The organism is Micromonospora sp. WMMD1102 (genome assembly GCF_029626265.1).
Lineage (GTDB): Bacteria > Actinomycetota > Actinomycetes > Mycobacteriales > Micromonosporaceae > Plantactinospora.
The window spans coordinates 1007583-1019369 of record NZ_JARUBN010000001.1 but is presented as its reverse complement, the minus strand read 5'-3'; the positions used below and the strand labels follow the sequence as shown (position 1 = coordinate 1019369).

Genomic DNA, 11787 nt, shown 5'->3' with positions numbered 1-11787 from the left:
GGTCCCTCCTCGGGTACTCCCCGACCCGCCGGGACCACTCCACCAGGCCGCCCGACGCTCGGGTCAGCGGGCCGTCAGGCCGGGTCGACGAGGAGACGGTAGTGCTCCTGGAAGATCTTGCCGCCCCGGATCCGCAGCAGCGGGTCGCGCAGCGGGGCGGGGACGTTCCGGGTCCGGTCCCGGTCCCGGGTCCGGTCCAGCACCCACTTGATCCGGGGGCGGCGCCGGCACTCGTAGCCGTACAGCGCCTCGGGCACGGTCGCCGACCGGGCCAGGCAACGGGCCAGCACCAGGGCGTCCTCGCAGGCCATCGCGGCGCCCTGGGCCAGCGTCGGCGCGGTGGCGTGCGCGGCGTCGCCGACGAGCACCACCCGGCCCCGGGACCACGCACCCAGTTCCACCTCGTCGGCCCGGGTCACCTGCACCCGTTCCATCGCCTCCAGGATGGCCGGCACCGGGCCGCCGTACCCGGCGAAGAGTTCCCGGACCCGGGCCAGCGGGTCGGCCGGCGCCACGCTGCCGACCTCGTCGGCGTAACAGTGCAGCCGGCCGGCACCGATCGGCACGGCCACGAACGCGGCCCGCTCGCCGAGCAGCCCGGTCCACTCGGTCAGCGGCGGCCCGCCGCTGACCACGCTGCGATAGCCGACCTGCCCCGCCGGCCGGGCCGGGCCGCCGAGCGCGGCCAGCGCCCGGATCGCCGAGCGCCGTCCGTCGGCACCGACCACCAGGTCGTACTCGTGCTGGCTGTCGTCGCCGAAGGTGACCGTGACGGCGTCCCGGTGCAGCTGGAGGGCGCGGACCTCGGTGTCGTACCGGACCTCGCCGCCGGCTCCGCTGAGCAACACCCGGTGCAGGTCGGAACGGGGCAGCCCGCGACACTCGCCGACACCCGACCAGAGCTTGTCGAGGTCGACCTCGCAGAGTTCCCGGCCCTGCGCGTCCAGGAACCGCTGGCAGCGGATGACCTGGCCGAACGGCCGGACCGGATCGTCCAGCCCGATCTCCCGCAGCGCCCGTTCGGCGTTGCCGGGAAGGAAGAGGCCGATCTCGGGCGCGTCGAGCCCGGACGACCGCTCGGTCACGTCGGGCCGGAACCCGGCCAGCCGGAGGGTACGCGCGACCGCCAGGCCGGCGATCCCCGCACCGACGACGAGAACGCGCAGCTGGGATGCGGCCATCTGGTGACGCCTCCGGAGGGATCGACACGCGTTGAAGGCAAGACACTACTCCGCGCTATCGCCCCAGCGGAAGATCCGATCGGATGTGCCCAGCTCATCCGGTCACCGGCTCAGCGCTGCACCCGGGCACCCGCTCCCCGGACCAGCGCCTCGACCTCCTTCAGGCTGGCCATCGAGGTGTCGCCCGGGGTGGTCATCGCCAGCGCGCCGTGCGCCGCGCCGTACTCCACCGCGCTGGCCAGGTCTCCGCCGGTCAGCAGCCGGTAGATCAGCCCGGAGGCGAAACTGTCGCCGCCGCCGACCCGGTCCAGGATCTCCAGGTCGGCCCGGTGGGTCGCCTGCACGAATCCGCTGCCGGCGGACCAGCCGATCGCCCCCCAGTCGTTGACTGTCGCGCTGCGTACGGTGCGCAGCGTGGTCGCCACCACCCGGAAGTTGTCGTACTCCCTGGTGACCGCCTCGATCATCCGCTGGAAGTTCGCCACCTCCAGCTCGGCGAGCGAGGCGTCGGTGTCCGGCACCTCGAAGCCGAGCGAGGCGGTGAAGTCCTCCTCGTTGCCGATCATCACGTCGACGTACCGGGCGAGGCGCCGGTTGACCTCCTGCGCCCGGCTCTGCCCGCCGACCGCCTTCCAGAGGCTGGGCCGGTAGTTCAGGTCGTACGAGATCAGGGTGCCGTGCCGGCGCGCGGCGCCCATCGCGGCCTCGATGGTCTCCGGGGTGGTCTCGGAGAGCGCCGCGTAGATGCCCCCGGTGTGCAGCCAGCGCACCCCGAGGGTGCCGAAGAGGTGGTCCCAGTCGACGTCGGTCGGGCGGAGCTGGCTGGCCGCGGTGTGCCCCCGGTCCGAGGTGCCGACGGCGCCGCGCACCCCGAAGCCCCGCTCGGTGAAGTTGAGCCCGTTGCGGACGCTCCGGCCGATGTCGTCGTACGGCACCCACCTGACGAACGAGGTGTCCACCCCACCGGTGAGGACCAGGTCCTCCAGCAGCCGGCCCACCTCGTTGTCGGCGAACGCGCTGACCAGCGCGGTACGCAGTCCGAAGCACCGGCGCAGCCCCCGGGCGACGTTGTACTCGCCGCCGCCCTCCCAGGCCCGGAAGGTCCGCGCGGTGCGCACCCGGCCCTCACCGGGGTCGAGCCGCAGCATCACCTCGCCGAGCGAGACGAGGTCGAATCGGCAGTCGTCGGCGGGTCGGATCGGCAACATGGGTGGACCTTTCGAGCGGGTGGGGCGACGTCCGGTGCGGGTCGCCGTTCGGTGCGGGTCGACGTCCGGTCCGGGTCGGTTGGTGGCCGGCGGGGAGGATCGGTCGCGAGCGTGGACGGCGGGTCAGCCGGCGGGACGGCTGGCCGCGACGGCGGCGGCGGTCAGTCGGGTGACCTCGTCCCAGCGGCCCTCGGCGAGCAGCTGGGGCGCGACCATCCAGGTGCCGCCGACCGCGAGCACGGCGGGCAGCGCCAGGTAGTCGGCCAGGTTGCCGGTGTGCACCCCGCCGGTCGGGATGAACCGGACCGACCGGAACGGTGCGGCCAGCGCCTTGACCATGCCGACCCCGCCGAGCTGCTCGGCCGGGAAGAACTTGACCGTGTCCAGCCCGGCGTCCAGGGCCAGCTGGATCTCGGTGGCGGTGGCGGCGCCGGGGAAGACCGGCAGGCCGCGCTCCTGGCAGTGCCGCACCACCGCCGGGGAGAAACCGGGGCTGACCACGAACCGGGCGCCCGCCTCGGCGGCCTGGTCGACCTGGGCCGGTGTCAGCACGGTGCCGGCGCCGACCAGCAGGTCGGGCCGCTGGGCCATCAACCGGATCGCCTCGGCCGCCGCCGCCGTCCGGAAGGTCACCTCGATGGCCCGCAGGCCACCCTCGGTGAGCGCGGCGGCCAGCGCCGGCGCCGAGGAGGCGTCTTCCAGGACCACGACCGGCAGGATCCGGGTCGCCGCGATTGTCTCGGTCACCCCGGCTATCTGTTCATCACCTTGAACGCTGGTCACATACCCGACCCTACTGTCTGTCCGGACGCTGTCAACCCGACTAGAGTGGCCGGCATGACGACGGGTACCGCCAGCGACGCCGGGCCGGGGGCGGCGGCGCAGGCGTTCCAGCCGGTGAAGTCGGCCGGCCGGACCCTCGACGTGCTGGAGGCGCTGGCCGACTCGCCGCAGCGCCGCTCCCTGGTCGAGCTGGCCCGCGCGCTGGAGATCCCGAAGAGCAGCCTGCACGGCCTGCTCCGCACGATGATCCAGCGCGGCTGGGTGGAGGCGGACGCCACCGGCACCCGGTTCGGGCTGGGCGTACGCGCCCTCCAGGTCGGTGCCGCCTACCTGGAGGCGGACGACGCCACCGGCCTGCTCGCCGGGATGCTCGACGAGCTGGCCGGCCGGTTCGGCGAGACCGTCCACCTGGGCCGGCTGGACGGGCCGCACGTCGTCTACCTGGCCAAGCGGGAGTCGGTGCACCGGCTGCGCCTCTACAGCGCGATCGGCCGGCACCTGCCGGCGCACGCCACCGCGCTCGGCAAGGTGCTGCTGGCCCAGCGTGGCGACGAGGCGGTGGACCGGCTGCTGAGCTGGCCGCTGCCGGCACTCACCCGGCACACCATCACCGATCCCGAGCTGCTGCACGCGGAACTGGCCGCGGTGCGGGACCGGGGTTACGCGGTGGACCGCGAGGAGAACACCGAGGGGATCGTCTGCTTCGCGATGGCGGTGCCGCTGCACACCCCGGCGGTGGACGCGATCAGCCTCTCGGTCCCCGCGAGCAGGCTGGACGCGGGCGCCGAGGAACGGATCGTCGCCGCACTGCACGGCGTGGTCGGCCAGGTGCGGGCCGCCCGCACCCTGCTGGCCGGCGACTGAACCCGGCCGCCGGCGCGACCCCGCCGGTCGCCCTCCTGCTCCGGTACGCCGTTCAGCCCGGCTGCGCACCTGGCATAACCGGGCCCACCGCCACGAAAGGCCCCGGCCGGCGCGCTCCCAGTTGCTTTCCGATTTCAAGCATGTAAATGTGTGCTAGCTGCCATGGGAGCGCTCCCTCGGATCACCACCCTCGCCGCACGCCCGTTACCCCGCGGCACCGCACCACTTCCACTCCACGGACCCACCACGTTCAAGGAGCATCATGAGACGTTCCGTCCCCGCCTTCGCGGCGGTCGCCGGCCTGCTGGTCAGCGCCACCGCCGCCGTACTCGTCGCCGCCGGTCCCGCCCAGGCCGACGTCCAGATCTGTGAGCAGTACGGCTCGACCACCATCCAGGGCAGGTACGTGGTCCAGAACAACCGCTGGGGCACCACCGCCCAGCAGTGCATCAACGTCACCGACAACGGGTTCTCCATCACCCGGCAGGACGGCCAGGGCAGCACCAGCGGCGCCCCGGTGTCGTACCCGTCGGTCTTCCTCGGCTGCCACTACACCAACTGCTCGCCCGGGACCAACCTGCCGATGCAGGTGAGCCAGATCAGCAGTGCCAACAGCAGCATCAGCTACAACTTCGTCGGCGGCGCCACCTACAACGCGTCCTACGACATCTGGCTCGACCCGTCGCCGAAGCGGGACGGCGTCAACCAGATGGAGATCATGATCTGGTTCAACCGGCAGGGCTCGATCCAGCCGATCGGCTCCCCGGTCGGCAACGGCACGGTCGGCGGGCGCAACTGGGAGGTGTGGCGCGGGAGCAACGGCTCCAACAACGTCATCTCGTACGTCTCGTCGTCCCCGATCAGCAGCTGGAACTTCAGCGTGCTGGACTTCATCAACGACACCCGCAACCGGGGCGCGATCACCAACTCGTGGTACCTGACCAGCATCCAGGCCGGCTTCGAGCCGTGGATCGGCGGCACCGGCCTCGCGGTCAACTCGTTCTCCGCCTCGGTGAACGGCGGCGGCAACCCGCAGCCGACCAACCCGCCCACCGGGCAGCCGACCAACCCGCCGGGCGGCGCCTCCTGCCGGGTCGCCTACACGGCGAACTCCTGGAACAACGGGTTCACCGCCTCGGTCACCATCACCAACACCGGCTCCAGCACGATCAACAACTGGTCGCTGACCTACAACCTGCCCTCGGGTCAGCAGGTCAGCCAGGCCTGGAACGCCACGGTCACGCAGAGCGGATCGGCGGTGACGGCCCGGAACATCAGCTGGAACGGCACCATCGCACCGGGCGGTACGGCATCGTTCGGCTACCAGGGCACGCTCAGCGGCGCGTACTCGTCGCCGACGTCGTTCAACCTGAACGGCTCCGCCTGCAGCCGGGCCTGAGGCGTACCCGCTCCGTCCTGACGCACTCCCAGCCAGCCGCCCCCTACCGGGCGCACGCACCACCACCACGGGTGCTCCTACCGCCTCCAGCAGGGGCGGTAGGAGCACCCGCAACTCGTCAGCGGGTGGCGAGTCCCGGGCCGAGGTCGAGGTCGAGGCGCTGGCCGGGAAGCTGCCGGTGCGCCGCACGCGGATCGGCGAGGACCACCCGGCTCAGGTCGTGCCCACCCGGGTCGCCGGCCAACACCCCGGGCACCGCCGACAGCATCGACGACCCGGCGGGCGGCACGGTGGGCAACGCACCCGGTTGCCCGGGTGGCAGCACCGGGGCCAGGGCGCGGAAGACCTCGCGTACCCGGTCGGCCTGGTAGTCGGCCGGATCGTCGGTGGCCCAGGAGCAGCAGTCCGCCGTGCCGCAGCGGCCGCACCTCGGCGAAGGCGCCGGTGGCCCGGAGCCGCTCCGCCCCGCCGAGCGTGGCCGCCAGCTCGCGGGGACAGAGCGTCACCCACTCGTAGCCGCGCAGCCGGCTCCGGCACTGCTCGGCCGAGGACTCGGCGGAGCGGCCGAGCGCCGCGTCCAGCATCGTCGCCGGGGGCAGCAGGCCGGCGTTGGCGACGATCTCGCCGTACGCCGGATCGGTCGCGTCACCGACCAGCCGGGCCAGCTCGACCAGGGCCGGCAGCACCAGCGGCAACCCGCCGGAGCGCCCCTCGAAGCCGACCGAGATCTGCAACCGGACGTGCCGCCGACCGGCGAACCGGGCCAGGAAGACGTCCAGCTCGGACGCGATCGCGGTCGGCGCGACGTCGAACCACCGGGCAGAGAGCTGGGCACACTCCTCGGTGAGCCCGTCCGCCCAGCGGGCCGGCCGGCGCCGTCGCCCGCGCCCGGCGGCGTCCTGCTCGAACGCGGTAAGCGAGACGGCCGGTGCCGCCGCGCCGGCCGGACCGACGAACGGCAGCAGCAGCCGACACACCTCGTCGTGCCACCAGTGGGCCAGCGAGGCGAGCCAGCCCTGGTCCTCGGCCCGGTCGAGATAGACCAGCCAGGTGACGAAGTCCGGCTCCGGCCCGTTCTCCTCCGGGCCGGGTGGCCCGAGGCCCCCGCCGAGCAGCTGGTCGTACATCCCGCAGCCTCCCCTCGCACCGCCACGCACCCGGTGCACGACCCGGGGTGCCGGACGGCGCTCTACGCGCGGTGCCCCGGGTGGCGGTTGCCGGTCAGGGTAGTCGCTCGGCCCGACGCCGGCTCGGCGGCCCGAGCGGGACCGCCCGGCGCCCGGAGGAGAAGTGGCAGGTCAGCGGCAGGAGGAGACGAGCGGCCGGGTCGCCTGCCGGCCGGGCTCAGCCGGCCAACGCATCGAGCTGACGCAACTCGTCCTCGGTCAGCGAGAAGCCGAAGAGATCGAAGTTCTCCCGGATCCGGGACGGGGTGCCCGACTTGGGAATCACCACCACGCCGTGGTCCAGGTGCCAGCGGAGCACCACCTGGCCCGGGGTGACCCCGTATCTCCCGGCGATCTCCCCGAGCACCGGGTCGGTCAGGTCGGTGGTCTTCAGCGGGCTGTACCCCTCCAGCACCACCCCGCGCTCCCGGTGCTCGTCGAGCCGGCCCGGGTCGTGCAGCGCCGGACCCCAACGGATCTGGTTCACCGCCGGAACCTCCCCGGTCGCCTCGACGAGCGCGTCGAGCTGGCCGGCGCCGTAGTTGCTCACCCCGACCGTCCGGGCCGCCCCCTCGTCCCGGACGGCCAGCAGCTCCCGTCAGCTCGCCAGGCTGGCGCGGCTCGACGGCGGGGGCCAGTGGATCAGCCACAGGTCGACGTAGTCGGTCTCCAGGGCGGCGAGGCTCTCCGCGATGGTCCGCCGCTCCTGGCCGGCCCGCTCCGGCGGCAGTTTGGTGGTGACGAAGACGTCCTCCCGGGGCACCCCGCTGTCCCTGATCGCCCGGCCCACCTCGGCCTCGTTGCCGTACATGGTGGCGGTGTCGAGGTGCCGGTAGCCGACGTCGAGCGCCTCCCGGACAGCGTCGTACGCCCGGCTGCCGCGCAGCTGCCAGGTGCCGAAGCCGACCATCGGCATCCGGACGTCGCCGGGCAACGACACGCGGGGCTGGTCGATCGCAGAGGTCATGCCGAAGTTCTACCCGGACAGGCCGGCAGCATGCATCCGGCGCGCGCCGCCGGATCGGCGCAGAATGGCCGCATGGCCGACCGGCTGGACGAGTACCGGCGCAAGCGCGACCGGACCCGCACGCCCGAACCGGTGCCCGAGCCCGAGACGGAGTCGGTGCCCGAGCCGGAGTCGTTGCCCGAGACGGAGCCGGAGTCGGAGCCGGTCCCCGAGCCGGGCCAGGACCCCGAGCCGGCGGCGGGGACGGGGGTGCGGCCGGCGGCAGGGCGGGCCGGGGGCCGGTTCGTGATCCAGCAGCACCACGCCCCGCGCGCTGCACTGGGACCTGCGACTGGAGCGGGACGGGGTGCTCGCCTCCTGGGCGGTGCCGCGCGGACTGCCCCGCGAGCCCGGACGCAGCCACCTCGCCGTGCACACCGAGGACCACCCGCTGGAGTACCTCGAGTTCGCCGGCGAGATCCCGGCCGGCGAATACGGCGGCGGGCGGATGACGGTCTTCGACCGGGGCGACTACAGCTGCGAGAAGTGGCGCGACGACGAGGTGCTGGTGACGCTGCGCGGCGGGCGGGTCTCCGGGCGCTACGTACTGTTCCGGGCCGGCCGGGGCGGTGAGCCGGACCGGGGCGGTGGGCGGCGCGGCACCGGCAGCGGGGACCGGGACTGGATGGTCCGCCGGTTGGACCCGGCGCCGCCGGGCTGGCAGTCGATGCCGGACCGGGTCAGCCCGATGCGCGCGGCGGCAGCGGACGTGTTGCCGGCCGACGACCCGGCCTGGGGTTACGAGATGCGCTGGAACGGCCTGCGGGCCATCGGGTACGTCTCCGGCGGCCGGCTCCGGCTGCGCTCCGCCGACGACGAGGACCTCACGTCGGTGTACCCGCGGTTGCGGGAGCTGGCCGAGGAGCTGGCACCTGTCGAGGCGGTACTCGACGGCGAACTCGTCGACTTCGACCGGTCCGGACGGGTACGCCCGGCGGCGCCCCCGACGGCCGGCCGACGGAGCGCGGGACGGGACGGCAGCCAGTACCTGATCTTCGATCTGCTCTGGCTGGACGGGACGAGCAGCCTCGACCTGCCGTACGCCCAGCGCCGGGAACTCCTCGACGGGCTGGCCCTGTCCGGGCCGCACTGGCAGACCCCGCCGTACTTCCCCGGCGGCGGCCGGTACGCCCTCGACGCCAGCCGTGAGCAGGGCCTGCCCGGGGTGCTGGCCAAGCGACTGGACGCCGGCTACCTGCCGGGACGGCGCAGTCGCCGTTGGCTCGCCGTCGACAATGATCGGCCCAACTGAGCCGCCTCGCTGATCGGCCCACTGATCGGACCCGCTGATCCGCCCCGCTGATCCGCCCCGCTGATCCGCCCCGCGTGCGGCCGTTACCTCGCCGGCTGGGCGCCCGGCAGGGATCATGGAGGAAACCGAGGTCCCGGAGGCCGCCGCCGTGTACCTGACCCACCTGCACTGCCCGCGCTGCGACCGCAGCCATCCCGCCGACCGCCCGCAGAACCTCTGCCCGTGCGGCTCGCCACTGCTGGCCCGGTACGACCTTGCCCGGGTACGCGAGGCGGTGGACCCGACCGCGCTGGCGGGACGCCCGGCCGACCTGTGGCGCTACCGCGAACTGCTGCCGGTGGCCGAGGACCGGCACGTCACCACCTTCGGCGAGGGCTGGACCCCGCTGCTGCCGGCAGCCCGGTACGGCGAGTCGGTCGGCGTACCGGGGCTGCTGGTCAAGGACGAGGGGCTGGTGCCGACGGGCTCGTTCAAGGCCCGGGGCGCGGCCGTCGGCGTCTCCCGGGCCCGTGAGCTGGGCATCCGGCACGTGGCGATGCCGACCAACGGGAACGCGGGCGCGGCCTGGGCCAGCTACGCCGCTCGGGCCGGGCTGCGGGCGACGATCGCGATGCCGCTCGGTGCGCCCACCATCACCCGTCGGGAGTGCGTGGCGGCCGGCGCGGAACTGCACCTCGTCGACGGCCTGATCGGCGACGCCGGCCGGTACGTCGGGCAGTTGGTCGCCGAGCGCGGCGGCTCCCCCGGCGGGGAGGTCTTCGACGTGGGCACCCTCCGGGAGCCGTACCGGCTGGAGGGCAAGAAGACCATGGGGTACGAGATCGTCGAGCAGCTCGGCTGGCAGGTGCCGGACGTGATCGTCTATCCGACCGGCGGCGGGGTGGGGCTGATCGGCATCCACAAGGCACTGCACGAGCTGCGGGAGCTCGGCTGGATCGGCGAGACCCTGCCCCGGCTGGTCGCCGTGCAGTCCACCGGCTGCGCCCCGATCGTGCGCGCCTTCGGTGCCGGGGCACCCCGGGCGGAGCCGTGGGCCGACGCCTGGACGGTCGCCTTCGGCATCAACGTGCCGGCGCCGCTCGGCGACGAACTCGTCCTCGGCGCGCTCCGGGACACCTCCGGTACGGCGGTCGCCGTCGACGACGAGGCGATCCTCGCCGACCTGCACGAGTTCGGCGCCCGGGAGGGCCTGCTGCTCTGCCCGGAGGGCGCCGCCTGCCTCAGCGCCGTACGGCAGCTCCGGGCCGGTGGCTGGCTCCGCGCCGACGAGCGGGTGGTGGTGCTGAACACCGGCGCCGGGTTGAAGTACCCGGAGACGGTGGACGTGGACAGCCTGCCGGTGGTGGCCGGGTGGACCGAAAGTTGACAAAGACGGCGTACCGGCACTAGGCGTTGAGTGGTTATGTCTTCCACCGCGAAGCGCGGCCGGGCAACCGGGTCGAGCGAACCAGCTGTCGTCCCGGCCCACCTCGGCGAGGCCGACGCCGAAACCTGGCGTGCTGCGGCCGCGATCCTGGCCGCCAACTGGACCGGCAGCCACACCGTGCCGTCCCGGACCCTCTATCCGCACCAGTGGAGCTGGGACGCCGGCTTCATCAGCGTCGGGCTGGCCCACGTCGCCCCGGACCGGGCCTGGCGCGACCTGCGCAGCCTCTTCACGGCGCAGTGGCCGGACGGTCGGGTGCCGCACATCGTCTTCGACCCGGGAGTCACCGAACGCGACTACTTCCCGGGCCCGAGCTTCTGGACCGGCAGCCCGACTGCGCGGCAGCGCCTCCACACCCCGAACGACAGCGTCTCGGACAACGGCGTCTCGGGCAACGGCGCCACGAACGACAGCGCCGCGGGCAACGGCGTCTCGGGCAACGGCGCCGGGGCGGAGCGGGCGACCAGCGGGATCGTGCAGCCGCCGGTCCACGCCGTCGGCGCCTGGGAGGTCTACCGGCGCGGGCCGGACGAGGCGGCCACCGCGCAGCTCCGCTGGCTCTACCCGCGACTCGTCGCCCAGCAGGAGTATCTGGCCACCGCCCGGGACGTGGGCGGCGCCGGGCTGGCCGCGATCGTGCACCCGTGGGAGTCCGGGCTCGACAACAGCCCGTCCTGGGACGAGGCGCTGGCCGCCGTACCGGTGGCGGTGGAGGTACTGCGTCGGTACGCCCGGCGGGACAACCAGGTGGTCTCCTCCGCGCACCGCCCCACCGACGACGACTACGCCCGCTACCTGAACATCGCGCTGTCGTACCGGGACGGCGGCTACCGGGACAGCGACCTCGCGGTACGCCATCCGTTCCTGGTCGAGTGCCCCGGGTTCAACGCGCTGCGCGGCGCCGCCGAGCTGGCACTGGCCCGGATCGCCGAGGTGGTCGGCGCCGACCCCGCACCGCACCGCGAGCGGGCCGGCGTACTGACCCGGCAACTTGTGGACCGGCTCTTCGTCCCGGAGACCGGCATGTTCCACGCCCGGGACGTGCGGACCGGCCGGCACAGCCGGGCCCGCTGCGTCAACGGGCTGCTGCCACTGGTCCTGCCGGAGTTGCCGGCCGCGCAGGTGGCGAGCCTGGTGACCGCGCTGGAGTCACCGCGGTTCGGGATCTGGCCCGTGCCGGCGCCCAGCTACGACCGCTCCGCCGTCGACTTCGACGCGTACCGGTACTGGCGGGGCCCCGTCTGGTTCAACATCAACTGGCTGCTCCGGGCCGGCCTGCGTACGCACGGACGGCACGGAGAGGCCCGAACGCTGCGCTCGGCCCTGCTCGACCTGGCCCGGCGCTCCGGCCACTACGAGTACTTCCATCCCGACAGCGGCGCCGGGATCGGTTCTCCGGCCTTCAGCTGGACGGCCGCGCTCACCCTCGACCTCCTCGCGGAGCAGTCGGACTGAACGCGGCCGTCGGACTGAACGCGGCCGTCGGCCGGAACGATCCGCCG

8 protein-coding genes and 2 pseudogenes are annotated in these 11787 nt (G+C 73.7%); 5 read left to right on the top strand and 5 right to left on the bottom strand.

Annotated features, from left to right (window positions below; translation table 11 throughout):
• Positions 1-74: 74 nt before the first annotated feature.
• The 3 genes from O7626_RS04675 to eda form a co-directional block, all read right to left on the bottom strand.
• Positions 75-1181, bottom strand: a complete 1107-nt coding sequence (locus tag O7626_RS04675; RefSeq protein WP_278059584.1) for an FAD-dependent monooxygenase — start codon at positions 1179-1181, stop codon at positions 75-77.
• Between the two features lie 110 nt (positions 1182-1291).
• A complete protein-coding gene (locus O7626_RS04670) occupies positions 1292-2389 on the bottom strand; it encodes a sugar kinase (protein ID WP_278059582.1) in 1098 nt (365 codons plus the stop codon).
• A gap of 123 nt (positions 2390-2512) precedes the next feature.
• Positions 2513-3136 carry a bifunctional 4-hydroxy-2-oxoglutarate aldolase/2-dehydro-3-deoxy-phosphogluconate aldolase gene (gene eda, locus O7626_RS04665; RefSeq protein WP_278059580.1) on the bottom strand — a complete coding sequence of 208 codons (624 nt, stop codon included), beginning with the start codon at positions 3134-3136 and terminating at the stop codon, positions 2513-2515.
• Between the two features lie 90 nt (positions 3137-3226).
• On the opposite strand from eda, the gene O7626_RS04660 reads away from it, so the two are divergent.
• Positions 3227-4036, top strand: coding sequence for an IclR family transcriptional regulator (locus tag O7626_RS04660; RefSeq protein WP_278059577.1), 810 nt, complete (start codon positions 3227-3229; stop codon positions 4034-4036).
• Positions 4037-4298: 262 nt separating this feature from the next.
• Positions 4299-5435, top strand: a complete 1137-nt coding sequence (locus tag O7626_RS04655) for a cellulose binding domain-containing protein (protein WP_278059575.1) — start codon at positions 4299-4301, stop codon at positions 5433-5435.
• Positions 5436-5512: 77 nt separating this feature from the next.
• Here the strand turns inward: O7626_RS04655 and O7626_RS04650 are convergent, their stop codons facing one another.
• Positions 5513-6562 carry a hypothetical protein gene (locus O7626_RS04650; RefSeq protein WP_278059573.1) on the bottom strand — a complete coding sequence of 350 codons (1050 nt, stop codon included), beginning with the start codon at positions 6560-6562 and terminating at the stop codon, positions 5513-5515.
• A gap of 217 nt (positions 6563-6779) precedes the next feature.
• Positions 6780-7511 (bottom strand): annotated as a pseudogene (locus O7626_RS04645) (aldo/keto reductase).
• 129 nt (positions 7512-7640) lie between these two features.
• Here O7626_RS04645 and O7626_RS04640 point away from each other — a divergent pair.
• From O7626_RS04640 to O7626_RS04630, 3 genes and pseudogenes are all read left to right on the top strand, one after another.
• Positions 7641-8859 (top strand): annotated as a pseudogene (locus O7626_RS04640) (DNA polymerase ligase N-terminal domain-containing protein).
• Positions 8860-9007: 148 nt separating this feature from the next.
• Entirely contained in the window at positions 9008-10225 is a 1218-nt protein-coding gene (locus O7626_RS04635) for a threonine synthase (RefSeq protein WP_278066053.1), read from the top strand.
• Positions 10226-10261: 36 nt separating this feature from the next.
• Positions 10262-11740 (top strand): hypothetical protein, encoded by a 1479-nt coding sequence (locus tag O7626_RS04630; RefSeq protein WP_278059571.1) that lies wholly within the window; start codon positions 10262-10264, stop codon positions 11738-11740.
• Positions 11741-11787 lie beyond the last annotated feature (47 nt).

Coding starts and splice junctions, on each gene's coding strand:
- O7626_RS04675 (WP_278059584.1), bottom strand. CDS start 1,181: ATGGCCGCATCCCAGCTGCGCGTTCTCGTCGTCGGTGCGGGGATCGCC.
- O7626_RS04670 (WP_278059582.1), bottom strand. CDS start 2,389: ATGTTGCCGATCCGACCCGCCGACGACTGCCGATTCGACCTCGTCTCG.
- O7626_RS04660 (WP_278059577.1), top strand. CDS start 3,227: ATGACGACGGGTACCGCCAGCGACGCCGGGCCGGGGGCGGCGGCGCAG.
- O7626_RS04655 (WP_278059575.1), top strand. CDS start 4,299: ATGAGACGTTCCGTCCCCGCCTTCGCGGCGGTCGCCGGCCTGCTGGTC.
- O7626_RS04650 (WP_278059573.1), bottom strand. CDS start 6,562: ATGTACGACCAGCTGCTCGGCGGGGGCCTCGGGCCACCCGGCCCGGAG.
- O7626_RS04630 (WP_278059571.1), top strand. CDS start 10,262: ATGTCTTCCACCGCGAAGCGCGGCCGGGCAACCGGGTCGAGCGAACCA.